General features: G+C 58.3%; 27 protein-coding genes. 17 read left to right on the forward strand and 10 right to left on the reverse strand.

The annotated features are described in order from the left end of the window. Positions 1-423: 423 nt before the first annotated feature. Genes HW450_RS05465 through HW450_RS05490 form a run of 6 tightly spaced genes read left to right on the forward strand, consistent with a single transcriptional unit; the run spans position 424 to position 2,785 of the window. The gene (locus tag HW450_RS05465; RefSeq protein WP_331251793.1) at positions 424-849 is read left to right on the forward strand and encodes an Asp23/Gls24 family envelope stress response protein; all 426 of its coding nucleotides are present in this window, start codon (positions 424-426) and stop codon (positions 847-849) included. After that, positions 850-1,134: a hypothetical protein gene (locus HW450_RS05470; protein ID WP_182386975.1), complete on the forward strand. Its 285-nt coding sequence runs from the start codon at positions 850-852 to the stop codon at positions 1,132-1,134. Then, a complete protein-coding gene (locus HW450_RS05475) occupies positions 1,131-1,322 on the forward strand; it encodes a hypothetical protein (RefSeq protein WP_182386976.1) in 192 nt (63 codons plus the stop codon). The genes HW450_RS05470 and HW450_RS05475 overlap by 4 nt, the downstream gene beginning before the upstream one ends. After that, positions 1,315-1,698, forward strand: a complete 384-nt coding sequence (locus HW450_RS05480; protein WP_182386977.1) for an Asp23/Gls24 family envelope stress response protein — start codon at positions 1,315-1,317, stop codon at positions 1,696-1,698. Before HW450_RS05475 ends, HW450_RS05480 begins: the two co-directional genes overlap by 8 nt. Beyond that, positions 1,695-2,228, forward strand: a complete 534-nt coding sequence (locus HW450_RS05485; RefSeq protein ID WP_182386978.1) for a DUF6286 domain-containing protein — start codon at positions 1,695-1,697, stop codon at positions 2,226-2,228. The genes HW450_RS05480 and HW450_RS05485 overlap by 4 nt, the downstream gene beginning before the upstream one ends. Further along, positions 2,225-2,785, forward strand: coding sequence for an Asp23/Gls24 family envelope stress response protein (locus HW450_RS05490; protein ID WP_182386979.1), 561 nt, complete (start codon positions 2,225-2,227; stop codon positions 2,783-2,785). The genes HW450_RS05485 and HW450_RS05490 overlap by 4 nt, the downstream gene beginning before the upstream one ends. On the opposite strand, the gene HW450_RS05495 is transcribed toward HW450_RS05490, so the two are convergent. From HW450_RS05495 to rpsL, 5 genes are all read right to left on the reverse strand, one after another. Next, positions 2,735-3,367: a TetR/AcrR family transcriptional regulator gene (locus HW450_RS05495; protein WP_182386980.1), complete on the reverse strand. Its 633-nt coding sequence runs from the start codon at positions 3,365-3,367 to the stop codon at positions 2,735-2,737. The two genes, HW450_RS05490 and HW450_RS05495, sit on opposite strands and share 51 nt — an antisense overlap. A 111-nt stretch (positions 3,368-3,478) precedes the next feature. Further along, positions 3,479-4,669, reverse strand: coding sequence for an elongation factor Tu (gene tuf / locus HW450_RS05500; protein WP_182386981.1), 1,191 nt, complete (start codon positions 4,667-4,669; stop codon positions 3,479-3,481). Between the two features lie 311 nt (positions 4,670-4,980). Then, entirely contained in the window at positions 4,981-7,107 is a 2,127-nt protein-coding gene (gene fusA, locus HW450_RS05505; protein WP_182386982.1) for an elongation factor G, read from the reverse strand. 260 nt (positions 7,108-7,367) lie between these two features. After that, a complete protein-coding gene (gene rpsG / locus HW450_RS05510; RefSeq protein WP_182386983.1) occupies positions 7,368-7,835 on the reverse strand; it encodes a 30S ribosomal protein S7 in 468 nt (155 codons plus the stop codon). Between the two features lie 5 nt (positions 7,836-7,840). Then, a complete protein-coding gene (gene rpsL / locus HW450_RS05515; protein ID WP_047239507.1) occupies positions 7,841-8,209 on the reverse strand; it encodes a 30S ribosomal protein S12 in 369 nt (122 codons plus the stop codon). A gap of 225 nt (positions 8,210-8,434) precedes the next feature. Here rpsL and HW450_RS05520 point away from each other — a divergent pair, with 225 nt between their 5' ends. The 4 genes from HW450_RS05520 to HW450_RS05535 all read left to right on the forward strand — a co-directional run bounded on the left by HW450_RS05520 (position 8,435) and on the right by HW450_RS05535 (position 11,772). Then, on the forward strand, positions 8,435-9,061 hold the full coding sequence (locus HW450_RS05520) for a DUF1707 SHOCT-like domain-containing protein (protein ID WP_182386984.1): 627 nt from the start codon (positions 8,435-8,437) through the stop codon (positions 9,059-9,061). 119 nt (positions 9,062-9,180) lie between these two features. Then, complete coding sequence (locus tag HW450_RS05525) at positions 9,181-10,251, forward strand: sensor histidine kinase (protein ID WP_182386985.1); 1,071 nt, start codon at positions 9,181-9,183, stop codon at positions 10,249-10,251. Then, the gene (locus HW450_RS05530; RefSeq protein ID WP_182386986.1) at positions 10,248-10,919 is read left to right on the forward strand and encodes a response regulator; all 672 of its coding nucleotides are present in this window, start codon (positions 10,248-10,250) and stop codon (positions 10,917-10,919) included. The genes HW450_RS05525 and HW450_RS05530 overlap by 4 nt, the downstream gene beginning before the upstream one ends. 403 nt (positions 10,920-11,322) lie before the next feature. Further along, entirely contained in the window at positions 11,323-11,772 is a 450-nt protein-coding gene (locus HW450_RS05535) for a response regulator transcription factor (protein WP_232843342.1), read from the forward strand. Between the two features lie 85 nt (positions 11,773-11,857). On the opposite strand, the gene HW450_RS05540 is transcribed toward HW450_RS05535, so the two are convergent. Further along, positions 11,858-12,556, reverse strand: a complete 699-nt coding sequence (locus HW450_RS05540; protein WP_182386987.1) for a GAP family protein — start codon at positions 12,554-12,556, stop codon at positions 11,858-11,860. A 109-nt stretch (positions 12,557-12,665) separates the two neighbouring features. On the opposite strand from HW450_RS05540, the gene HW450_RS05545 reads away from it, so the two are divergent. Further along, positions 12,666-13,283, forward strand: coding sequence for a TetR/AcrR family transcriptional regulator (locus HW450_RS05545; protein WP_182386988.1), 618 nt, complete (start codon positions 12,666-12,668; stop codon positions 13,281-13,283). Between the two features lie 15 nt (positions 13,284-13,298). Here the strand turns inward: HW450_RS05545 and HW450_RS05550 are convergent, their stop codons facing one another. The 3 genes from HW450_RS05550 to HW450_RS05560 form a co-directional block, all read right to left on the reverse strand. Beyond that, complete coding sequence (locus HW450_RS05550; protein ID WP_182386989.1) at positions 13,299-13,874, reverse strand: LURP-one-related/scramblase family protein; 576 nt, start codon at positions 13,872-13,874, stop codon at positions 13,299-13,301. 73 nt (positions 13,875-13,947) lie between these two features. After that, complete coding sequence (locus HW450_RS05555; RefSeq protein ID WP_182386990.1) at positions 13,948-14,319, reverse strand: helix-turn-helix domain-containing protein; 372 nt, start codon at positions 14,317-14,319, stop codon at positions 13,948-13,950. Continuing rightward, complete coding sequence (locus HW450_RS05560; protein ID WP_182386991.1) at positions 14,307-14,720, reverse strand: hypothetical protein; 414 nt, start codon at positions 14,718-14,720, stop codon at positions 14,307-14,309. The genes HW450_RS05555 and HW450_RS05560 overlap by 13 nt, the downstream gene beginning before the upstream one ends. Positions 14,721-15,235: 515 nt before the next feature. Here HW450_RS05560 and HW450_RS05565 point away from each other — a divergent pair. The 6 genes from HW450_RS05565 (at position 15,236) to HW450_RS05585 (ending at position 19,711) form a co-directional block, all read left to right on the forward strand. Then, a complete protein-coding gene (locus HW450_RS05565; RefSeq protein ID WP_182387369.1) occupies positions 15,236-16,276 on the forward strand; it encodes a glycosyltransferase 87 family protein in 1,041 nt (346 codons plus the stop codon). A 47-nt stretch (positions 16,277-16,323) separates the two neighbouring features. Next, positions 16,324-16,719 (forward strand): IS5 family transposase, encoded by a 396-nt coding sequence (locus HW450_RS13150; RefSeq protein ID WP_220463909.1) that lies wholly within the window; start codon positions 16,324-16,326, stop codon positions 16,717-16,719. After that, positions 16,682-17,218: an IS5 family transposase gene (locus HW450_RS13155; protein WP_220463910.1), complete on the forward strand. Its 537-nt coding sequence runs from the start codon at positions 16,682-16,684 to the stop codon at positions 17,216-17,218. The genes HW450_RS13150 and HW450_RS13155 overlap by 38 nt, the downstream gene beginning before the upstream one ends. Before the next feature lie 80 nt (positions 17,219-17,298). Further along, complete coding sequence (locus HW450_RS05575) at positions 17,299-18,207, forward strand: ABC transporter ATP-binding protein (protein ID WP_182386992.1); 909 nt, start codon at positions 17,299-17,301, stop codon at positions 18,205-18,207. Between the two features lie 44 nt (positions 18,208-18,251). Further along, a complete protein-coding gene (locus tag HW450_RS05580) occupies positions 18,252-18,962 on the forward strand; it encodes an ABC-2 family transporter permease (protein WP_182386993.1) in 711 nt (236 codons plus the stop codon). 2 nt (positions 18,963-18,964) lie between these two features. After that, a complete protein-coding gene (locus HW450_RS05585; RefSeq protein ID WP_182386994.1) occupies positions 18,965-19,711 on the forward strand; it encodes an ABC transporter permease in 747 nt (248 codons plus the stop codon). A gap of 169 nt (positions 19,712-19,880) precedes the next feature. Here HW450_RS05585 and HW450_RS05590 read toward each other — a convergent pair whose 3' ends face one another. Further along, complete coding sequence (locus HW450_RS05590) at positions 19,881-23,864, reverse strand: DNA-directed RNA polymerase subunit beta' (protein ID WP_182386995.1); 3,984 nt, start codon at positions 23,862-23,864, stop codon at positions 19,881-19,883. Positions 23,865-23,968 lie beyond the last annotated feature (104 nt).

A 23,968-nucleotide genomic window follows, 5' to 3' on the forward strand; every position in this document is an offset into this window, starting at 1 on the left:
AGCAACAACACCTTTTACGTCGAGCCTCGATTGCAAGAGATAAGTACCGTGTTACGCACGCCATACTTATGGACTCTTACGTCAAGTGGAAGGGAACCTATCTCGCGATAAGCGTGTTCCTTGCCGACTGCCGCTGTTTATTTGCCATGCCCCTTCATGCTTCGGTTCTCCACTTCCAAGGAAGTGAACAACCTTCTCACACGAGGTGAGAGAAGGAAGATCATGTTTGCCTCACCATCAGCGTGAACGTTAAGAAATGTTCACGTGTTGTTAAAGCAACCTGGCTATTAAAACATGTCCCACCCAAAAACTCAAGCCCTTTTCCTAGCCTTTGTTACGCATCACACACCCAGGCTCACCTGCTGTGTTATCTCCCCCTACAATAAGGAATGAAAACAGCACCACACTATGAAGGAGTTCCCCGTGACCGATCCCGTCCAGCCAGCCTCCGGAGTTGATCGTGGCCGTACCCTCATCGAAGACGTGGTGGTGGCGAAAATAGCGGGGATGGCCACCCGTGAGGTATCCGGAGTCTATTCCCTTGGCGCCACCCCTACCCGTATGGTCGGTGCGCTGCGAGACAACATCCCTGGGGCCCGAAGCAGCGCCCAACAGGGTGTCTCCGTTGAGGTGGGCCCAACCCAGACCACCGTCGACATCGCCATCGTCGCCGAGTACGGCGTGGCCATCCACGAACTTGCTGCCGCGATCCGCCGGAACGTTATCGCCGCGTTAGAACGTATGACGGGCCTTGAGGTGACCGAAGTGAACATCACCGTGCACGACGTCCACCTTGCGCAGCTCGATGACAACTACGAGGAAGCAACCGCAACACCCCGCGTGAAATAGATGACTGACTACCTTGAACCTTCGCTAGCCACCCACATCCAGGATGCGGTGTGCTCCTGTGACGGCGTCGCACACCTCCATTCCGGGCAATTCGGGGAAATTGCGCTCCTCTACCCCGGCCTGCGGGTTCCGGGGCTACGCCTCGTGGCGGAGCGATTGGAAGTTCATGTCGTCGTTAAGCTCACTGCTGGCGACCTGCACCAGCTCGCTACGACAATCCGGCACGCAGTGAGCGAACTGGTGGACCTACCCATCGACGTCACGATCGGAGACGTAACAATATGAAAAGCAACGTCCTAATCGGCATCGCGATCGGCTTCCTGTTCGCCTTCGCTGTCATTTTCGGCGGTCTGTCCGGGCTGCTGTGGGCCGCGTTGTTCGCGACGATCGGCGGTATCGTGGGAGCTCATTTCGATGGGCTCATCGATCTCCGCGCCCTGTGGGACAGTGTGAGCCGAGGTCGCCGTGGATAAAATCAGCGAGCGGGCCGTCACCAAGATTGTTGCGGCAGCAGTGGCAAGCGTCCCCGGCACCGCCACCATTAAGTCGGGGGTCGGCCGCCTTACCGGACGTGCCTTCCCTCGGTTTGACGTGCAGCTTGACGACGACGGGGACACCGCTACGATCGAGGCCTTCATTGCCGTGACCTGGCCCGCTCCCCTGCTCGACGTTGCCGAAACCGTTCGCGACACCATCGTCGAACATGTCCATACCCTCACCGGCATCAAGGTGCTCGCCTGCAACGTTGTGGTCGGTCCGGTGGTCGCAGGGGAAGGCCGCGTCCTGGTAGAAGACTTAGCACTGCCACCACTCGTTACCACCCCGATCACTGTACGAGGTATCCGATGACTACACGCGTTCCCCGCGCCACCCCGGCATCGCGCATCGTCGCGATTTTGATGAGCCTATCGCTGTTCGGGGTCGCCATCTGCGCTGCCCGTGAGCTATGGACCAAACGCACCGGAACACAGCTCAACAGCCTGCTCACCCCCGTTTTCGAGCTCATCGCGCGCGCCAAGTACGAGCCGTGGATGCTACCGATGGGGTGCCTGGTTGTCGCCGTTGGATTCGCACTCATAGTGATCGCGCTCAAGCCCCGACCACGCACCCACATTCAGCTACGCATGGCCGAGAATCACTGGACTCGCAACGTTGACATCGCCAGGCTTTGTACCGCCGCTGCGGAACGCGTTCCCGGCGTGGCACGCGCCTCCACCTACGCCTCACCCCGCCACGTCACGGTGACTATCTCAGGCAACCACTCTGACAGTACCCTCGTCGAACGCGTGACCAGTACCGTCCATAACGTGGTCGCCCCGCTAGCAGATGCGCCACAGGTTCAGGTCCGCCTGCAACAACAACCAGGGGAAAACCAATGAGCAAGCTTACCGACGCCCTCAACCGCCTCATCATTTTCCTCACCGGTCTCCTCGCCACTGGAGCCGGCGCATTAGTCGTAGCGCTATATTTCGACGTTCCCATCGCGCAGCAACTGGTCGATACCATGCGCCCCCACGAGTGGGGCACCATCCCGCAGTCGCCCTGGTTCTTGGTTGCTGTCAGCGCCGTCGGGATACTCGCATTGCTGTTCGGCGTACTCGGCCTATACATGAACCTCAAGCGCTACCACATCAGACGGGTCTCTTCACCAGCCAGCACTCCAACGGGCGCGATCGATTATGACCTCAGCGCAATTGCCGGTGCGATAGCCGACTCCTTCGAGGCCTTGCCACGGGTGATCCGTGCTCATTCAGTAGCACGGTGGGATCGTGGCGCGCGGGTCATCACCATCACGGTCGATGCTGAACCGCAAGTTAACCTGCGGACGCTCGAGGAGCACGCTGTGACTGCGGAGCAGGACCTGCACCGGGCAATCAGAGAAACGCTAGACGTCGTTTTCCGGTTCCATATCGCTCCCGTTGAACGGAAGAACTGACAATCCTTGTTCGATGGCGTTGATAAAGAACGCGACCTTTTCGTCCACGTAGCCTCGCGCCAGCCAGTGCTGGTCGGGGTCTGATCCATTGTGGAGCTTATGAGCTGCCCGAACGGCTGCCACCTGACAATGCGAAGCGATCACTGAGCCAAAAACAAACTCGATGAGTAAATCAGCCGTCGCATCGTCGCAGGGGAAGCCAGTTCCGTTAAGACGATCTTTGAACTCCCGATGATGCTTTTGAAATGCAATCGATGACGTCGCGCTAGTGAGCATTGTTTGATCAAGCCCCTCGTAGGTATCCATGATTTCCCATAGGGCGTTGACGCCAATAGTCAGATTAGTTTGCCATGTGGTTGCAGTTTGTTTGAATGGCCAGTTTGTTGCGACGTGTTTGACGCACAGTTCGACGAGGTGATCTCGGGAGGCGATGATGCGGTAAAGCGCAGAGCTACGGACACCTAGTCTGTCAGCCACAGCGCCGAGAGTGAAATTGGTGAGGCCAAGTTCCAGCGCAACGTTAACGGCGTCTTGTTCAGCGAACCGCGGCTTGGGGCCAGTACGAGAGGTTCCGTTAGTCATATCACCTATCCTAAGGCAATTTGTAGTTCTCACCTATTTATTGTCGAACAAAAAAGGGCTGTTGGTTGAACCAACAGCCCTTTTAATCCTGCGTATTACAGGATCAACAGATTACTTGATGATCTTGGTAACACGGCCGGCGCCAACGGTGCGGCCACCTTCGCGGATAGCGAAACGCAGGCCCTCGTCCATAGCGACTGGCTGGATCAGGGTGACGGACATGTCGACGTTGTCGCCAGGCATAACCATCTCGGTGCCCTCAGGGAGCTTCACAACACCGGTAACGTCGGTGGTACGGAAGTAGAACTGTGGACGGTAGTTGTCGAAGAATGGGGTGTGGCGGCCACCCTCGTCCTTGGACAGAACGTAGACGGAGCCCTCGAACTCGGTGTGAGGGGTGTAAGCGCCTGGCTTAGCGATGATCTGGCCACGCTCAACGTCTTCACGCTTGATACCGCGGAGCAGCAGACCACAGTTGTCGCCAGCCTCGGTGTAGTCGAGGAGCTTACGGAACATCTCGATACCGGTAACGGTGGTGGTGGTGGACTTCTCGCGAATACCGAGGATCTCAACTTCCTCGTTCACGTTCAGCTGGCCACGCTCAACACGGCCGGTAACAACGGTGCCACGACCGGTGATGGTGAAGATGTCCTCGACAGGCATGAGGAATGGCTTGTCGGTCTCACGGACTGGATCTGGGATGTTGTCGTCACAAGCCTGCATGAGCTCGAGAACGGAGTCAACCCACTTCTGCTCGCCGTTGAGGGCGCCCAGTGCGGAGATGTGAACGATTGGAGCCTCTTCGTCGTACTCCTGCTCAGCCAGCAGCTCACGAACTTCCATCTCCACGAGTTCGATGATTTCCTCATCGTCAACCATGTCGCACTTGTTCAGCGCAACGAGGATGTAAGGAACACCAACCTGGCGAGCGAGCAGAACGTGCTCACGGGTCTGAGGCATTGGGCCGTCGGTAGCAGCAACCACGAGGATTGCGCCGTCCATCTGAGCAGCGCCGGTGATCATGTTCTTGATGTAGTCGGCGTGGCCTGGAGCGTCAACGTGTGCGTAGTGGCGCTTCTCGGTCTGGTACTCAACGTGGGAAATGTTAATGGTAATGCCACGTTCCTTCTCTTCCGGTGCCTTGTCGATGGCATCGAAAGCGAAAGCCTGGTTCAGATCTGGGTAAGCGTCAGCCAGAACCTTGGTGATAGCCGCGGTGGTGGTGGTCTTACCGTGGTCAACGTGACCAATGGTGCCGATGTTTACGTGCGGTTTCGTGCGCTCGAACTTCGCCTTTGCCACTGTATGTCCTCCTGGACTTCATGGTGGCTACGACCTTCGCAGCCACATTTGGTGGTTTGTATCCGTACCCATTCGGTGCCTCACGCGAGGCGCTAAATAGGTGCAGCATTATTTCTGCCAGTTACATGATACTAGGGTCCCAAACGGTAGAAAACAAACCCTTTGAGAAAAGCCTAGTGTTGCCATGAGTAATGGCCAGCTCAATCCCCCTTTTTCGGGAGACTCAGCGAGCCATTACCCAAACGGCTTATTCGCATTATAGGAGGGCTAATTAATCTGGCAAAACTAGCCCTCCCTGAGCGGTAATCGGCTTACTTGTTGCCGGTACGCTCTGCGATGATCTCGGCTGCGACGTTCGCAGGAACCTCTGCGTAGGAGTCGAAGATCATAGTGAAGTTTGCGCGGCCCGCGGTGCGGGAACGCAGGTCACCGATGTAGCCGAACATCTGAGAAAGTGGCACCTTAGCCTTGACGACCTTCGCACCGGAGCGGTCTTCCATTGCGTTGACCTGACCACGGCGGGAGTTGATGTCGCCGATGACGTCGCCCATGTACTCCTCAGGAGTGGTGACCTCAACAGCCATCATTGGCTCGAGCAGTACTGGCTTTGCCTTTTCGACAGCAGCCTTGAGTACCTGAGCACCAGCGATCTTGAAGGCCATTTCAGAGGAGTCAACGTCGTGGTATGCACCGTCGACGAGGGTTGCCTTGATGTTGACCAGTGGGTAGCCAGCGAGGAAGCCGTACTGCATAGCGTCCTGGATACCAGCGTCGACGGATGGGATGTATTCCTTTGGAACACGACCACCGGTGACGGCGTTCTCGAACTTGTAGATTGGGGACTCGCCCTCTTCGAGCTCCTCCGGAGCCGGAGCGTAAGGCTCGATGGAAACGATGACCTTTGCGAACTGACCGGAACCACCAGTCTGCTTCTTGTGGGTGTAGTCGAGGTTCTCGACAGCCTTGCGGATGGTCTCGCGGTAAGCAACCTGAGGCGCACCGACGTTTGCCTCAACCTTGAACTCACGCTTCATGCGGTCAACCAGGACGTCGAGGTGGAGCTCGCCCATGCCACCGATGACGGTCTGGCCGGTCTCTTCGTCCAGCTTCACGGTGAAGGTTGGGTCTTCTTCAGCCAGCTTCTGGATAGCGGTACCCAGCTTCTCCTGGTCAGCCTTGGTCTTAGGCTCAATGGCGACCTCAATCACTGGATCCGGGAAGTCCATGGACTCGAGGATGATCTGATCGTTGAGGTCACAGAGGGTGTCACCGGTGGTGGTGTCCTTCAGACCAATGAAGGCGTAGATGTTACCAGCGTGTGCTGCGTCAACAGGGTTCTCCTTGTTGGCGTGCATCTGGAACAGCTTACCGACGCGCTCCCTCTTACCCTTGGTGGAGTTCATGACCTGAGCACCTGGCTCCACAACGCCTGCGTACACGCGGACGAAGGTCAGCTTACCGAAGAATGGGTGAGCAGCAATCTTGAATGCCAGAGCGGAGAATGGCTCGTCGTCGGAAGGCTTGCGCACAACGGTGGTGCTCTCGTCGCCGACAGCGTGGCCGTGAACCTCGCCGATGTCCAGTGGGTTCGGGAGGAAGTCGATGACTGCGTCGAGCAGTGGCTGGACACCCTTGTTGCGGTATGCGGTACCACACAGAACTGGGTAGACCTCGGAGTTGACGGTCATCTTGCGGATGGCTGCCTTGATCTCCTCAACGGTGAGCTCTTCGCCACCGAAGTACTTCTCCATCAGCTCTTCGTCGGACTCGGCGACGGTCTCGAGCAGCTTCTCACGCCATTCGTTTGCAGTGTCAACGAGGTCAGCTGGGATCTCTTCGACGGTAGCTGGGGTACCGACCTCAACCTTGCCGCGCCAGGTCAGCGCCTGCATGTTGATCAGGTCGACAACGCCGTCGAAGTCATCTTCTGCACCGATTGGGATCTGCAGAACCAATGGCTTTGCACCCAGGCGGTCGACGATGGTGCCAACGGTGAAGAAGAAGTCAGCACCGAGCTTGTCCATCTTGTTCACGAAGCAGATACGTGGAACGTCGTACTTCGCCGCCTGACGCCACACCTGCTCGGACTGTGGCTCAACACCTTCCTTGCCGTCGAAGACAGCAACTGCGCCGTCAAGGACACGCAGGGAGCGCTCCACCTCAACGGTGAAGTCAACGTGGCCCGGGGTGTCAATAATGTTGATCTGGTTACCGTTCCAGAAACAGGTCACAGCAGCGGAGGTAATGGTAATACCGCGCTCTTTTTCCTGCTCCATCCAGTCGGTGGTAGCGCCACCATCGTGGGTCTCGCCGACCTTGCGGTTGATGCCGGTGTAGAAAAGGATACGTTCGGTGGTCGTCGTCTTACCAGCATCGATGTGAGCCATGATGCCGATATTGCGAACCTTGTTCAGGTCCTTAAGCACTTCTTGTGCCACAGTGGTTCCCCAACTCGTTCGTTGTGGGCAATCTGCGCCTATCGACGGCCATGGTTATCCCACGCGTCGACGGCGCATTTTGCCGATGAATATAGTACTCGATCAATTCTGCCATTGATTGCCCCGTTTTACAGCCCTTGTTTGAGGATTGCCGGGTCATAATGGACTTTGGCCTGAATAAGGCCCCGTACCGACGTCGCCGCGAGCCCGTTTCAGGCATCGGGTGTGATCGGCGACGGGGCCTTGTTCTGTCGCAGTTACTACCAGCGGTAGTGAGCGAAGGCGCGGTTAGCCTCAGCCATCTTGTGGGTGTCTTCGCGACGCTTCACGGAAGCGCCAAGACCGTTAGCTGCATCGAGGATCTCGTTGGCGAGACGCTCAACCATGGTGTTCTCACGACGCTGGCGGGTGAAGGTCACGAGCCAACGCAGTGCGAGGGTGTTTGCACGGTTTGGACGAACCTCAACAGGAACCTGGTAGGTTGCGCCACCAACACGGCGGGAGCGAACCTCGAGGTCTGGCTTGATGTTGCCCAGAGCCTTTTCGAGGGTCAGCACTGGATCGGTGCCGGTCTTCTCACGGCAAACCTCGAGTGCGTTGTAAACGATGCGCTCTGCGGTGGACTTCTTACCGTCCAGCAGAACCTTGTTCACCAGCTGGGTGACAGTTTCAGAGCCGTATACCGGGTCCTTGACGACCGGGCGTACTGGAGCCTTTCCCTTACGCATTCCTCTTATCCCTTCTTTGCACCGTAGCGGGAACGTGCCTGCTTGCGGTCCTTAACACCCTGGGTGTCAAGTGCGCCGCGCACGATCTTGTAGCGAACACCTGGGAGGTCCTTAACACGACCGCCACGAACGAGCACCATGGAGTGCTCCTGGAGGTTGTGACCCTCACCTGGGATGTATGCGGAAACCTCGATGCCGGAGGTCAGGCGCACACGGGCAACCTTACGCAGAGCGGAGTTAGGCTTCTTAGGAGTGGTGGTGTAAACACGGGTGCAGACGCCACGACGCTGAGGGGAACCCTTCAGTGCAGCGGTAGCGACCTTCGTGCTCTTATCATGGCGGCCCTTGCGGACCAGCTGCTGAATAGTAGGCATTGAATGTCTTTCGATTGTGACGATGTTAGTTGTAGCCTGGAAAAAGACGGTAGACAAACGAAAAAAGGGGCTCTTTCCGGGGCCGCTACCGTGATCTTCCATTGCAACGCACCGAACCCCATTGAGCTGGACGTTTGCAAGGCTCCCACCTTGAAAATGTGGGACTGCAAGGAACATTACCGCATTACCCCGCATTTTCCCAAATCCCTCAGTAGTCTAAGGTGCGTGAATCAACCGCAACTTCGAGCAACTGACGACGAACGCAATCAAGTGCTGGCAGTGCTGAACCAGGCCCTCACTAATGGGCAGTTGGACTTCGCCGAGTTCGATGAGCGCACCAAGGTCGTTACCCAGGCAAAATACCGCCACGAGCTGCTAGAGCCTTTGACAGATCTCTTGCCCGATCCAGCGTCGGTCATTAGCGCGGAGATCGTCCGCCGCCCGGATGCCCAACTGGCGACCTCCGCGCAAACAATCGCACCCACTACCTCCGGGGATCAGTTCTCTTTTTCCCTGATGGGAGGATCAGAGAAGAGGGGTGCTTGGACTATCGCATCGTCGCACACATCCATCACCGTAATGGGCGGGAACATCATCGACCTGACCAAGGCGACCTTCGCCGGCCGAGACATCACCATCCACGCGTGGTCGATCATGGGCGGCATCGACATCATCGTTCCGGAAGACGTGCGCATCAAGTGCGATGGCATTGCTGTCATGGGTGGTTTTGAAGTCAGGGATGATCGCCAAGTCACCATTGTGCTCAATGAGCTTCCAGCAAACTCCCCTACCCTGCGCGTCACCGGACTGGCACTGATGGGCGGCGTCACCGTCAAGCGCGTGCCCCGCTAGCAACGGCCGGATTTACTGTAGGTTCTGGCAACAACCTTCCGATGCGCATTGAACTACGGTAGCGCAGTCATACCACGGCATGATGCGGTGATGACAAGCATCTAGCTACTGTCTATGACGTGAAGGGTTTCCGGGCGGTTGACGCCATTGCAGCAGCTGTGTTGGTCGCCTTGTCTTGTTTGGGGACGAAGTTCTCCAGTCTGTGGGACTTGGATCTGTGGCTCACGATCACACTGGGTATTGCGCCACTGGTGCGTAAGCGTTGGCCAATAACGACATTCTTGGCGCTCTTCGCAATTCTTTCAGTGTCGGCGCTCAGGTTTGAGATAACTGTTGCATGTATCTTGGTGGCTGGATTAGCGGCCTACATTGTCCGTCGGGACTTCGTTGAACCTACGCGCGCTGTTGCTACTGCGGTGCTGTTTTTGGGCGACATCATCGGACTAGCCATTTTCACGCCGGGATTAACTGACACCGATCCGCTCAAACGAGCCTTTTACGTTTTTTGGAGCGTCACCCTCCTTGCTGCATGCGCGATGATGGGTGAATTGCGCCGTCGAACCTTGGAAGCGCAGAAAGAGCTCTTGCAGCGTTCTCTGGAGGCGCAGCGCCAGCATATTGCTCGTGAAATCCATGATCTGGTCACGCATTCTCTGACCGTTATTACTGCGCAGGCCGATGGTGGCCGTTATGCCAATACTGAAGCAGCGAAGGATGAAGCGTTGGTGTCGATCGCGCAGGTGGGCCGTGAGTCGCTTCGCCAGATGCGCTCCGTGGTGAGCTACCTGCGTGAAGGTGAAGGACACGCGGTGTCGCCAAGTATCGGGGCAAACGACATTCCTGAACTCATACAACAGATCAAAGGCATGCGTGTGAATTACAACCAGATCGGTGAGGCGCCGGACCAATTAGATGGTGCGGTGTCGTTGACGATCTACCGAATTGTGCAGGAAGCGCTGACGAATGCCCAAAGGCATGGTGCCGGTAGCGCTGATCTTGAGCTGGAATGGCAGCCTGATCAAGTGAAAGTCACCGTGCAAAATCCCTTTGAAATGCGCCCTACCGGAATCGGACATGGAATTACCGGGATGCGTGAGCGTGCCGAGCTAAGCGGTGGTTCTTGCGAATCTCGCCCTATCGACGGCTTATGGCAGGTTCGCGCCACACTTCCGCTGGGAGGCCGAGCATGAAAATTGCGCTTGTCGACGACCAACCGCTGTTTCTCCATGGCATCAGTCAGATCATTGGTTCCCAGTCGGACATGGAGCTGATGTGGCAGGCGACAAATGGTGCCGACGCTTTGGATAAGGCTCAGCAGCAGCCTGTAGATGTGGTCGTAATGGATGTGCAGATGCCAATTCTCGATGGAATATCCGCAACAGCTCAGCTTGCCGAGATTGCACCTGAAACAAAGTCGATTATCCTCACTACTTTCGATGATGAAGAGTATGTTCTCGGCGGTTTGGCTGCCGGGGCGAGTGGATTCATTTTGAAGGACGCCGAGCCAGAGGTGTTGTTGGAATCAATCAGAACGGTCTTTCATGGCGACGCAGTTATTTCACCACGGGCTACCAATCGGATAATCCACAGGTTGCAAGAACCGCAAATGGCCAAAGTTTCGGCCACTGATCAGCAACGATTGTCTGATCTAACAAGCCGTGAACGTGAGATTCTGGTGGCTATCGCAAGAGGGTGGACGAACGCGGAAATTTGTGAGCGCTTCTTCATCTCTATGCCCACGGTGAAAACGCATGTAGGCCGTGTGATGGCAAAAACCAATTCTCGAGATCGAGTACATATCGCGCTGTTGGCATATCGTACCGGTTTGGTTTCTAGAGAAGACCTACTTGAGTCCTAGGGCGTGTCTGACAATTTCTTCAGCCAGGTCATGACGGCGATAGCCATCACGCCAGCCCGGTAGACAACCACGCACCAGCTGGCCAAACACGCTGCCCGGCCCATGAACACGAAGAATAAATCGGCAGCTCAGCTCGGGTGCTTCCTCACCGAATCAGGTGGAGTCGCGGACACGCGGCGCCCACGCGCGGAAACCGCAACAGCATCGGCGGCGGGATTAACGAAGCCTCACACATACTGCGTTCGTGGTACGCGATGACTGCGTTAGGGGGACGATTCGCAGCCGGCTCCGGAGTTGACTCTTCATCAGACAGTGAAGGCCGCAACCCCGGCGACGGCACCAACGGCCCCAACGTATTGGAGCAGTCGTCGGACAGGCCGCTGACGGCCGCGAGGCAGCAGACATGGCACGGCGGCTCACACCGGACGTGGTGCTCATGGATGTGCGCATGCCCGGCATGGACGGGATCGAGGCCACCGCGGCGATATGTGGGGGCCGCCTACCCTGCAAAGTTCTCATCCTCACCACGTTCGAGGAAGACGAATACGTCGTCGCCGCCTTGTGCGCCGGAGCCAGCGGCTTCATCGGTAAAAGCGCCGAGCCCGGGGACATCGTGCGGGCGATCGCCGCGGTCCACACCGGCGACTCCCTTTTCTCCCCCGCCGCGACGAGCGCGTTAATTTCGCGGTACGTCACGGCACCGGAATCCTCCCGCCGCAACGAATCCGTGCGGCAACTCGGGCGACTGACCGAGCGCGAACGCGGAGTGCTGCTCGCCGTGGGCCAAGGCCTGTCGAACCAGGAAATCGCCGAGTCGTTTTCATCTCGCCGCACACGGCGAAAACGCACGTGAACAGGATCATGAGCAAAGTGTGCGCGCACGACAGGTCTCAGCTGGTGATCCTGTATTACGAGAGCGGCCTGCTTGTTCCGGGGCGCTAGCCGGAGAACGAGAACAACTCCAGCGCGGCGGCGCTGGTGATCGCCATGTACACGCCGACGATGGCCGCGATCCACAGCAGCGTCACCTTCGCCTCGTACTCCAAGCGAGGGATGGCGCGTTCAACCCGGGGGAACACCCGCGGCCCGAACGCCGCAGCGAGGACGATGACGACGAGCACCGGCACCATCATCAGCAGGCAATACGCGGCGATCGCCGCTACTTGCGCGGCGAAGGCGAGGTCCGTGGAACTGATAATTCCCATCGCGGCGATATAGGGCAGCATCGTCGCCGCTTCGGTGAGCGAAGCACCTAGGCCGAGCGCGACCATCGCGACAAGGCCCCGCCCGGAGGTCGTGTCCGCCTTTGCCACCGTTCCCGAAGACGAACGGTCCTTTTTTCGTGGATTCGGCGCGAGTATTCCGAAAGCGGCCAAAGCCACGCCCAACGCCAAGGTGATCCAGTTGAAGGCGTCCGTACCGGCGAGGGCGCTAAAGAACTCCGCGAGGGCGTTTATTCCCAGCAACATTCCGACGCCTAGCGCGAAGTACACGGCCCCGACGGTGCCTAAGTAGGTGCCAAGCGCGGGGAGATCTACTCGCCTTTTCCGCACGATCAGCACCAAAGGGATCACTAACGTCCCCACGCTGAGGCTGTCCAATAACGCGAGGCCGATTAGTGCTAGTGCAGTTCCCATGTTTTCTCCTGTTCGCCGTTCCTCGCCCACGCAAGCCTCGTACGATCGTATGGCTTCCGTACGATCGTACGACACATGTATGCTTGATACAACAGGAAGGCAATTAACGATGCGCGCATTCTCGATCGATCAGGAACTATCGCCCACGGCGACGACTGTCGCGGACGCCACAATCCGGATCATCGTGTCCCGCGGGCTCGATGCCGTCAGCGTGCGCGCGGTGGCCAAGGAAGCGAACCTGGCGCCGGGCACGGTTCAATATCACGCCAAGGACAAAGACACCCTGCTCGCCCACGCGTTTATCCGCTCGATCCAGCGACAAGCCGCCCGCAGCGAAGCGGTTCAGCCCCGCGACACACTCTTCGCCACTTCGGTGGCCCGCCTCGCCGAGCTACTCCCGATCGGAAACGTACGCTCCGAGGACGCATGCGTGTGGGTCACCTTCGGATCGGCGTCCGCCACCCGCGATTGGCTCGCGGAACTTTACGACGAAGCGCTCGCCCAATTTCGCACCACTCTCGAAACCGCTCTGGCACGCGCCGACGGCACCGGGCCGATCGACGACACCCACAGCACCCACAGTGCCCATAGCCCCGCCCAGCGCGCCCGTTTAATCACCGCCTTGGTCAACGGCTTAACCATCGACAACCTGAGGGCACCGGAATCTTCCGCGGACGATCTCCTCGCCGACTTGGAAGCCGGACTGCGGTCCGTTCTCGGCCCGTAACGGGCCTCGACATTTCTAGCCGCTCCGCCGTTTCTTGGTGCGCAGCATGTCCAGGCTCATCGTCGTGCCTAGAATCGCGGCGTGCTGGCACTCGCTGAGGCCCGAGGTCATCGCCAGGTGGTAGGTGCTCTTGCCCAGAAACGCGTTACCTAATCCAGCCCAGCCCGCGTTGACACGCGCAATCTCGCGGCCCTGCGACAACATGGAAAAATCGAGGTCCCATAGGTTTCCGGCTACCTCGACGTCCGCGAACCCTTCCATGGCCACCGTCAGTCGCGTCTTGAACAACGTGATCTCCCTGCGGATGCGCGCCAGCGGCTGTTCCCCGGCCGCGGCGTACACCTCGTAGGTGTCGTGCAGCAGGTTCGGCGGGTCCTTGATCACGATTATCGGCGCGACGGGACTTCCCTGCGGGTCCGTCGACGCGACTGCCAGGCTGCGCGAGCCCATGAAGAAGTCGCCGATCTTCGAGCCCTGCACGACGGCACCGACAGGCACGCCGCGCGCGTCCGTGATAGTGAATTCGTCGACCATAAACGATTTGGCCTGGGAGATGACGAGGTTGTCCAGCGTGAGCAATGGAGGTGTCATAGTTAAGGAATTTGTTCGCTTCCCGACGAAGCACGCGGCGTTTCCCTCCAAACCCGTGTTGCGGGTGCAGGCGCTATCGCGGGAGCGTGACCGTCGATGCGCGCACTCGGGCCAGGTATTCGGCTCCCAGACTGGTGAGTGATATTTCCTTGCTCTTCGCGCCGGTCCGGGCGGTCGCAACGTGCCGGCTGGAGAGGAATTCTTGCCCCTCGAGGCGCTTGACAGTGCGGTACATGCCGCGTTCGGTCAACGTCCAACCGGTGGCGGCCATGGCGCGCTCGGCGATCTCTGCCACGCCGAGAGGCTGGTGACATTCGACCACCGCGAGGATCACCGGGGCGAGCATGGCCTTCTTGTAGGTCCCCACCCATGTCTCGGCTTGGTGGTCCAGCCATTCCTGGGTTTCGTCGGGGCGGTTGGCCTTGGCAGGCATTAATCTTTCCACCCGCCGCCGAGGGTGGCGCCGAACAGATGCACAACAAGTCCGATACCCCAGAAGGCGGGCATGGCAATAGCGGAGGCGACCCAGCCGGGCTCGGGCGCGCCGGCGGTAAATGCACCGCCCAGCATGGCGTGGAGCGCGAACGATGCGTTGACAACAACATAGGCCATTGCATGTGTGACTGCGTTGCCGAAACGAACTTTGTTCAACGCTTTCCGGTTGCCCCAGTGCCAGATGAAGATGGCCGCGGCGATAACGAATAAACCGATGGCGGCAACCGGGGTAATGCCCTGCACGGCGATGAAAATCTGCAGGGCGGCGACAGCAGCAAGGAGTACGAGGAGATAAGGGAGGATGAGGGACTTGGAGGTGGCGGGCGTGCTCGCCGCGTGCGTGGTTGCCATATCGTTAGTGCACTACTGGTACAGTACCAACGGCAAGAATGTGGGCTGCGACCGCTTTCGGCACCCCTACTTTTGGCGCCTGTACCGATTCCGTACCTTGCGCCCCCTTACAGGAACCGAAACTTTCGACACTTGTCGCGGACAGCCGCCTCGCCAGAATTAGGATGCCCGGCCCCCGGAAGCCGGCCGAGCTCTCACACTTCGCACGGCCTGTAACACACGAAATGTTTGACCGATTGATTATATTGAGTGAACCGATGGCGCAACGTCTCAGGGATTTCGGACAGCCACAGGCGTGAGGAAACGACACAAGACCGAGAGGCGACGACCTTGCGCAAAATTCTTGCCGGTACCCCGACCCTTATCGGCGGGCTCGTTGTGTTCATCCTGTGGATGGCCCAGCGGCTCCGCGACTACCCCGGCGATCACGCGCTGAAGTGGCGCGTCCCTTTCGACCTCGAGATCTACCGCAGGGGGGCGCCGCGGTGCTTCACGGCGAGATCCTGTAAGACAAGATCTTCCTCGAGGGTTTCGGTTTCACCTACCCGCCTTTTGCGGGTGTCGTTTTTGCGTTCTTCTCATTTCTCTCCGAAAACGCGCTGATCATTCTGTGGCAGGTCGGCATGATCGGCTTGCTCGCCGCGGTCATCGCGATGGTTATCCACGAGCGCGGATACCGCCTTACCCCGCTCACTCTCGTCGTGTGCGCCTTGCTCCCCGTCGCCAGCATCGGCAACGAAGCCATCCACGGTACTCTGTTCTACGGTCAGATCAACATTCTCCTCATGTTTCTGGTCGCGCTCGACATCCTTCCCGCGCGGCGGCGTCTGCCTGGAGTCGGGATCGGCATCGCCGCAGGTCTCAAACTCACGCCCGCATACATGGGCCTGGTGCTCCTGTTCCAGAGGCGCTGGTGGGCCGCCGTCGTATCGGTGGCAACCTTCGCCGTCACCGTCGTGATCGGTTACCTATTCGTGCGCGACGCGAATGATTACTGGATCCGCGCGATGCTCGACTCCTCGCGAATCGGCACTTCGGACAACACCGGCTCGAAGTCGGTCTTGTCGGTCCTGCATTGCAACTTCGACGTGGAGGGCGGCTGGGTCTGGATCCTTTGCGTCGTCGTGATCTTTGCCGTCACCTGCCTAGCACTGCGCACGGCGATGCTGCGGGACAACCGCTCCATGGCGTTTGCGCTCACCGGTATCAGCTCCTGCCTGATCTCTCCGTTTTCCTGGTACCACCACTTCGTCTGGCTTGTTCCGCTGGGCATTGTCCTGTTTCTCGAGGTCAACGAGTGGATCCGACAGCGCGTGACCAATGTGTGGGGTAAGCAACTCGCAGGCTTGGGGTCGCTGATCGCCGTGATCGTGTTCCACATCCCCTTCGTGGCGTACACGGTGTGGTGGGAAATGTCCTCGCGCGGCCTGGACTACTACTCCACGAACATTCCCTGGATGAACGTCCTCTGGACCGGCCTGAGCTTCCTGTTCCTCGTCGGTTACGCGGTTTTCGGCTTCATTCCGCGGTGCCGGTCCTCCCGCCGGTGTGCCTAGGGCGTGTCTGACAATTGAGGGAAGCGCGGCATGGGACCCTGGCTCCCGTGACGCGTTTTCACATGTTGAGTGATGCCCAGTGGGAGATGGTCGAAGAGCTTCTGCCCCGTCGCACGGGGAGAAAAGGCCGACCGTTCTCCGATCCCCGGCAGATGCTCGAGGGCATCCTCTACCGCCTGCGGGCAGGGATCGCGTGGCGTGACCTGCCCGCCTGCTTCGGGTCCTGGCAGACGGTCTACACCTGGCACAACCGGATGGCCAAGGACGGCACCTGGGACGTGATCCTTCAGCGACTTCTTACACAGGCCGATACAGAAGACCTGATCGACTGGTCGGTGTCGGTGGACTCGACGATCACCCGGGCCCATCAGCACGCCACGAACATCACGCGGGTCACAGGGGGCTTTGTCGAATTACAACAACCCGCTGGCCGATCCGCCTGATCACGCGGTCGGCCGATCACGGGGTGGTCTGTCTACCAAGGTCCACGCCCTGGTCGACGGCCACGGCATGCCCCTGACCATGATCGTCACTGCGGGCCACCGCGGTGACTGCCCGGTCCTGATCCCGTTGTCGAAACGCCTGCGGGTGCCCGGGACGGTGGGCCGACCGCGCACCCGGCCCGATGAACTCCGCGCGGATAGGGCGTATGCATCGAAAGCTGTGCGCAGGTATCTGCGCGAGCACAAGATCACGGCGACGATCCCGGAGAAGAAGGACGTGATCGCCGCCCGGAAGCGGAAAGGCTCGAAGGGTGGGCGTCCACCGACGTTCGATGCGCAGTCCTACAAGGGCCGCAACGTGGTGGAACGGTTTTTCGGCAACCTCAAGCAGTGGCGGGGTGTGGCCACCCGGTACGACAAGCTTGCGGTTGTCTACCGGGCCGGCGTGATGGCTATCGCCGTCATGACCTGGCTGAAGAAATTGTCAGACACGCCCTAGCGACATCATGCCTGGGTATGACGAAAAGATCCTCCTGGGAGTCGATGTTTTAGCAGCTCAGAAACGACAAGATGGTCTTCATGACCACAATCATTGAGACAAGAAATCTCACCAAGAAGTATGGTTCGACTAGTGTCGTCGACAAGCTAAATTTGGCAGTATCCGAAGGCAGCGTTCATGGCTTGTTGGGGCCAAATGGATCTGGCAAATCCACCACCATGAAAATGATGCTCGGGCTGCTCAAGCCGACCGATGGCGAAATTTACATGCTGGGGCGGCCAATGAACCGCGAGACTCGTAGCCAAGTGCTAGCGCATGTTGGTTCTCTAATCGAGCAACCGTCGGCATATTTGCATCTCACCGGTGCCGAAAACTTAGGGATCGCAGCACGACTGCTGCGCGCTGAGCCGGCAAATGTGCAGCGTGCGATCCACCTTGTGCGCTTGGAAAAACACATGGACAAGCTGGTCAAAGACTACTCGCTAGGCATGAAGCAGCGACTCGGTATCGCGTTGGCGTTGCTCCGCGACCCTAAGATTCTCATCTTGGATGAGCCAACGAATGGTCTAGATCCAGCGGGCATCGAGGAAATCCGAGAGCTCATCGTCAGCCTTGCTCGCGAGGAAGGCCGCACGGTACTGGTGTCGAGTCATCTACTCTCCGAGATCGAAAAGATGGCGACAGAATTAAGCATCATCCACCAAGGTCAGCTCCTATTCCAAGGGACGCAGCGGGAGCTATTCGAAACCAAGCTGCCAGATGTCTTTGTGGAGACCCCTTCTCCAGCACGGGCAGCTGATGCGTTGCGGGCTCTAGACCCCGCAACAGTTTCGGGAGGGCTGCTGCTCGGAAACCTGAGTGAGCAGGACGTTTCGGAAATGTGCGTGCGTCTCGTTGAGCAAGGAATTCCGATCACTCAGGTAGTCCGACAGCATCGTAGCTTGGAAGAAGTCTTCATCGGGCTCACTGGTCGAGGAGGCTTGCAATGATAGAAAACCTTGCCATCGAAGTCGCTAAACTTCGACGCTCTCACGTGGGGCTTTTTGGAATCGGGTTGACGGTGGGCATTGTGTTGTTCACCAGCATGGGGCTTTTTAAAACAGGGAAAATCGATTCTTTTGTCGTGAACCCAGATGAACAATGGGCGACGTACTTGATCGGCTATTTGTTGGTGCTGTCGTTGCTTGCTCCTATTCAACTCGCGCTGCTTGCTAGCCGTGCTGTAGATCCCGAGCACTTGGCCGGCGGTTGGCGTCTCAATGCCGTTGCAGGTACCTGGCCCGGCATGTTGCTCCGTCGAAAGTTTGTGATCTTCTTGTTCATTTTGGTCTTACTGCGCGTCGTGGAATTGGGCGTGATTTTGGGTGCGCCATTCACATTGGGGGCTCCCGGTCCTTCAGCTGAAGTTTGGGGAGTTTGGGTAGGTACCGCGGCTGGCGCCTTGGGCACAAGTGCAGCGATGTTGGCAATTTTCATGTGGATTGCTGCCCGATTCGAATCCCAATTGGTAGTGCTTGGTGTGGGCGTTCTCGGTGGGCTGTTAGGTATCTGGGGAATGCTCTCACCGAAGTGGTTAAGCATGATCAATCCGTTTGGCTATTTCGCAGTGATAACCCCGTACACCTTCACGGACGCTGGTGTCATCCCAGTTCAACAAGCATGGGTTCCATGGGGATTATTCGTGGTGATTGCTGCGGCCAGTTTTGTCTTTTTGACCCATCGACTTAATTCAAGGGAGTACTAACAATGCTGCTTCGAAATGAACTCCTTAAGTTCCGACGATCCCACATTTGGACGGTTTTAGTACTCATCCCGTTCATTTCAGTCAGTTATGGAGCTGGAAACTACTCGGCAAATAAGGAAATGCTCACTGCGGGCTGGTCTAGCTATCTTTCTCAGGTCGTGCTGTTTTATGGATTGTTTTTCATGACTATCGGTATCGCGATCCTTGGTTCTGCTGCGTGGCGTCTCGAACACCGCGGATTCAACTGGAATCAGTTGATGACAATGCCACGGGGAGTTGGGGGAACAATCGCCGCAAAGATCGGCGCTTTGGTGGTGTTGGTTTCGCTCATGCAACTCATGCTCCTGCTATTTGGCATCATTGCCGGCATGGTACTTCGCGTACCTGGGTCTTTGCCATGGGAAAATATTGCGGGAATCGTATTGGCGATACTACCGGGAGCGGCAGTGGCATCCTGGCAATCTTTCTTCTCGATGATTATCCGCAATTTCGCGGCACCAGTTGCCATAGCACTAGGCGGCACAATCCTTACTTATGGAGTAGTGAGCGCCGGCTTTGAAAAGCTCATGTGGGTCCTTCCGTCTGCACTCATAACCAATACGATTTCTCTTGGCAGCACTGCAGTGTCTACGGCGGGAGATCTAAACCTTTCTACTTTGATTGCACTCGTGGCCTCGTCAGTGGTTCTTACTGTCTTGGGTTGGGGGCTGTCGGTGATGTGGTTGCAGAGGGTTGATATTCGGTCGTAGTTACTTACCTTCTGTCGAATCAGCTCCAACTTGTGACGAAGCCACCCCGTTTCAGCCGAACGGAACTACAAATTCGACAAAAGAGAAAACCCCGCTTCGCACCCTCCCACCCACTGGGAGGTTGTTTGTGCGAAGCGGGGTTTTCGTTATCTAAAGCAGACCGAGGACCTTAGAAGGTCTCGTCGAGTGGCACGGAGGCGCCGGTGAACTCACCGTAGCCGTCGTCGCCGTAGATCGAATCACCGTAGGTTGGGATCGAGTAGGCGGCGTTGCGTGCTGCTTCGGTTGGCTTGACCGAGATGTTGCGGTAGCGGGCGATACCGGTACCAGCTGGGATCAGCTTACCGATGATCACGTTCTCCTTGAGGCCGATCAGCTTATCCGAGCGCTTGTTGATGGCGGCGTCGGTAAGCACGCGGGTGGTCTCCTGGAAGGAGGCCGCGGAGAGCCAGGATTCGGTAGCCAGAGAGGCCTTGGTGATACCCATGATCTCGGAGCGGAGCTCGGCTGGCTGGCCGCCGTCGGCGATAGCCTGGGCGTTAGCACGCTTTGCTTCGGACAGATCAACCAGGGTGCCGGGCAGGAATTCGGTGGAACCGGATTCGATGACGGTACCGCGACGCAGCATCTGGCGAATAATGATTTCGATGTGCTTGTCGTGGATAGCCACACCCTGGGCGCGGTACACGGCCTGCACTTCATCAATCAGGTGCTGTTCCACACCACGGCGACCAAGCACCTCGAGCACGTCGTGCGGGTCAGCTGGGCCACGCAGCAGGCGGTCGCCCACCTCAACGCGGTCGCCTTCGCGCAGCGTGCGCTCGATCATGGCGTCTGGGTTAGATTCCATTGGAACCTTCACCATTGCCAGGCCTTGGCGCTTGGACAGCTTCTCGTAAACCACGTTGTCGGAGCCGTCTTCTGGCTCGATGGTCAGCGTGTAGAAGTTGCCTTCGTCCTCGAGGTGGACAACGCCAGCGGCGGAGGCGATTGGGGCGCGGTTCTTTGGAACGCGGGCCTCGAAAAGCTCCTGGACACGTGGCAGACCACCGGTAATGTCACCACCGACACCACCCTGGTGGAACGTACGCATTGTCAGCTGGGTACCAGGCTCACCAATGGACTGTGCTGCGACGATACCGACGGCCTCGCCGATGTCGACCTGGTGGCCGGATGCCATGGACTTGCCGTAGCACTTCGCGCACACGCCGGTTGGGGTCTGGCAGGTCAGGACCGAACGGACCTTTACGATCTCAACTCCGGCGTCGACAAGTGCGTCGATCTGCAGCTCGCCGAGGTCGGTGCCGGCGGCCAGGACGACGTTGCCGTCCTTATCGACGGCGTCTGCTGCCAATACTCGGCCAGAGACAGAGGTCTCAACCAGGGAGTGGCGGACGTACTTATCGCCGGACTTCTCCGCCACTGGGACGCGGACGCCCTGGCGGGTACCACAGTCCTCTTCGCGGACGATGACGTCCTGAGCAACGTCAACCAGACGACGGGTGAGGTAACCGGAGTCTGCGGTACGCAGTGCGGTATCGGCCAGGCCCTTACGGGAACCGTGGGAGTTGTTGAAGTACTCGAGAACCGTCAGGCCTTCACGGAATGAGGTCTTAATTGGTCGGGTGATGTAGTCACCCTTCGAGTTCACAACCATGCCCTTCATGCCGGCCAGGGTCCAGATCTGACGCATGTTACCTGCTGCACCAGACTTCACGATCATTGGGATCGGGTTGTCATCTGGGTACAGGTCCTCAACGGCCTTACCAACCTCGTCGGTGGCGTCCTTCCACAGCTCGACCAGGCGGTCGTAACGCTCGCGGGAGGTGAGCTTACCGAACTGGAACTTGGTCTCGATGGTACGGGCCTCGGCCTCGTAACGGTCGAGCATTTCGTCCTTGTTCGGAAGCACAAGCACGTCAGACATGGTGATGGTCACGCCGGAACGGGTTGCCCAGTAGAAACCGGCATCCTTCATCTTGTCCATGGTCTGCGCGACGGTGATCATTGGGTAGCGCGCGGACAGGTCGGTGATGACGTCGCCGAGCATGATCTTGTCGGAGCCGCCACCCTTACGGACCATGACGCCCTCAAGGTATGGGTAGTTCCATGGCAGCAGCTCGTTGAACATGATGCGCCCCAGAGTGGTGTCTGCCATCCAGGTGTCACCCTTGTTCCAGCCGTCTGGGAACTGCTCAACTTCAATGTCTGCTGGTGGACGCAGGTGAGAGATGCGTACCTTGATCGGTGCCTGCAGGCCGAGCACGCCACGGTCGTAGGCCATGATGGCTTCCGCCATGGAGGAGTACACGCCCTGAGCAATGCCCTCAGCGGTTGCTGGCTCGTAAGCACCCTGGCCGCCGAACTCATCCTTGCCCTTGGCCAGGGTCAGGAAGTACAGACCGGTGACCATGTCCAGACGTGGCATAGCCAGAGGCTTACCGGATGCTGGCGACAGGATGTTGTTGGAAGCGAGCATCAGCACGCGGGCCTCTGCCTGAGCTTCAGCGGACAGTGGCAGGTGGACTGCCATCTGGTCACCGTCGAAGTCAGCGTTGAATGCTTCACAGGCCAGTGGGTGCAGCTGAATTGCCTTACCCTCGACGAGCACTGGCTCGAAGGCCTGGATACCGAGGCGGTGCAGCGTAGGTGCACGGTTCAGCATCACTGGGTGCTCGGAAATGGCCTCTTCGAGGACGTCCCACACCTCTGGACGCTGGCGTTCCACCATGCGCTTTGCGGACTTGATGTTCTGTGCGTAGTCGTTTTCCACCAGTCGCTTCATGACGAATGGCTTGAACAGCTCAAGAGCCATCAGCTTCGGCAGACCACATTCGTGCAGGCGCAGCTGCGGACCAACGATAATAACGGAACGACCAGAGTAGTCCACGCGCTTACCAAGGAGGTTCTGACGGAAGCGACCCTGCTTGCCCTTAAGCAGATCAGACAGGGACTTCAGTGGGCGGTTGCCCGGGCCGGTCACTGGGCGGCCGCGACGACCGTTGTCGAAGAGCGCGTCCACAGATTCCTGCAGCATACGCTTTTCGTTGTTCACGATGATCTCTGGTGCGCCCAAATCGATCATGCGCTTGAGGCGGTTGTTGCGGTTGATCACACGGCGGTAGAGGTCGTTGAGGTCGGAGGTTGCGAAGCGACCACCGTCGAGCTGAACCATTGGGCGCAGCTCTGGTGGGATCACTGGAATGCAGTCCAGGACCATGCCAGCTGGGTCGTTGCCGGAGCGCTGGAAGGCTGCAACAACCTTCAGGCGCTTGAGGGCACGCATCTTCTTCTGACCCTTGCCGTTGTTGATGATCTCGCGGAGTTCTTCAGCCTCGGCGTCGAGGTCGAAGCCACGGATGAGCTCCTGAATAGCTTCGGCGCCCATGCCGCCGGTGAAGTAATCCTCGTAGCGGTCAACCAGCTCGGTGTAGATGGTCTCGTCGATGATCATCTGCTTTGGAGCGAGCTTGACAAAGGTCTGCCAAATCTCTTCCAGGCGGTCGATCTCACGCTCAGCGCGCTCACGGATGTGCTGCATTTCCTTTTCTGCAGCGGACTGGACCTTCTTGCGGGCGTCAGCCTTAGCGCCGGCGGCCTCGAGCTCAGCGAGGTCCTCTTCCAGCTTCTGAGCACGATCCGCGATCTCAGACTCCATGTCGGCCTCAACATCCTTCTTCTCCAGCAGCATTTCTGCTTCCAGAGTGGTCAGGTCGTTGTGGCGAGCCTCTTCATCAACGGAGGTGATGATGTTGGCCGCGAAGTAAATGATGCGCTCCAGGTCCTTTGGAGCCAGGTCCAGCAGGTAGCCGAGGCGTGATGGCACCCCCTTGAAGTACCAGATGTGGGTTACTGGAGCGGCGAGCTCGATGTGGCCCATGCGCTCACGGCGCACCTTGGACTTGGTCACCTCAACGCCACAGCGTTCACAGATGATGCCCTTGTAACGGACGCGCTTGTACTTACCACACTGGCATTCCCAGTCGCGAGTTGGACCGAAAATGCGCTCGCAGAACAGGCCGTCCTTCTCAGGCTTCAAAGTACGGTAGTTAATGGTCTCAGGCTTCTTGACCTCGCCCTTAGACCAACGACGGATGTCGTCGGCGGTGGCGAGACCAATGCGGAGCTCGTCGAAGAAGTTGACGTCGAGCACGTAACTCCCTTTCCCTAAAATGTCTTGGGTTTTCTAAAGAACTTGTTCGTTTTTCGCCTTCGCGCTTATCGACGGGCCATAGGTTGCAATCCTATGGCCGTCGT

It is taken from the genome of Corynebacterium hindlerae (assembly GCF_014117265.1).
GTDB lineage: Bacteria > Actinomycetota > Actinomycetes > Mycobacteriales > Mycobacteriaceae > Corynebacterium > Corynebacterium hindlerae.

Bases quoted from the DNA above. Each gene is read 5' to 3' on its own strand.
- HW450_RS05470 (WP_182386975.1), top strand. From the start codon at position 850: ATGACTGACTACCTTGAACCTTCGCTAGCCACCCACATCCAGGATGCG.
- HW450_RS05475 (WP_182386976.1), top strand. From the start codon at position 1,131: ATGAAAAGCAACGTCCTAATCGGCATCGCGATCGGCTTCCTGTTCGCC.
- HW450_RS05485 (WP_182386978.1), top strand. From the start codon at position 1,695: ATGACTACACGCGTTCCCCGCGCCACCCCGGCATCGCGCATCGTCGCG.
- HW450_RS05490 (WP_182386979.1), top strand. From the start codon at position 2,225: ATGAGCAAGCTTACCGACGCCCTCAACCGCCTCATCATTTTCCTCACC.
- HW450_RS05495 (WP_182386980.1), bottom strand. From the start codon at position 3,367: ATGACTAACGGAACCTCTCGTACTGGCCCCAAGCCGCGGTTCGCTGAA.
- rpsG (WP_182386983.1), bottom strand. From the start codon at position 7,835: ATGCGTAAGGGAAAGGCTCCAGTACGCCCGGTCGTCAAGGACCCGGTA.
- rpsL (WP_047239507.1), bottom strand. From the start codon at position 8,209: ATGCCTACTATTCAGCAGCTGGTCCGCAAGGGCCGCCATGATAAGAGC.
- HW450_RS05530 (WP_182386986.1), top strand. From the start codon at position 10,248: ATGAAAATTGCGCTTGTCGACGACCAACCGCTGTTTCTCCATGGCATC.
- HW450_RS05535 (WP_232843342.1), top strand. From the start codon at position 11,323: ATGGCACGGCGGCTCACACCGGACGTGGTGCTCATGGATGTGCGCATG.
- HW450_RS05540 (WP_182386987.1), bottom strand. From the start codon at position 12,556: ATGGGAACTGCACTAGCACTAATCGGCCTCGCGTTATTGGACAGCCTC.
- HW450_RS05545 (WP_182386988.1), top strand. From the start codon at position 12,666: ATGCGCGCATTCTCGATCGATCAGGAACTATCGCCCACGGCGACGACT.
- HW450_RS05550 (WP_182386989.1), bottom strand. From the start codon at position 13,874: ATGACACCTCCATTGCTCACGCTGGACAACCTCGTCATCTCCCAGGCC.
- HW450_RS05560 (WP_182386991.1), bottom strand. From the start codon at position 14,720: ATGGCAACCACGCACGCGGCGAGCACGCCCGCCACCTCCAAGTCCCTC.
- HW450_RS05575 (WP_182386992.1), top strand. From the start codon at position 17,299: ATGACCACAATCATTGAGACAAGAAATCTCACCAAGAAGTATGGTTCG.
- HW450_RS05585 (WP_182386994.1), top strand. From the start codon at position 18,965: ATGCTGCTTCGAAATGAACTCCTTAAGTTCCGACGATCCCACATTTGG.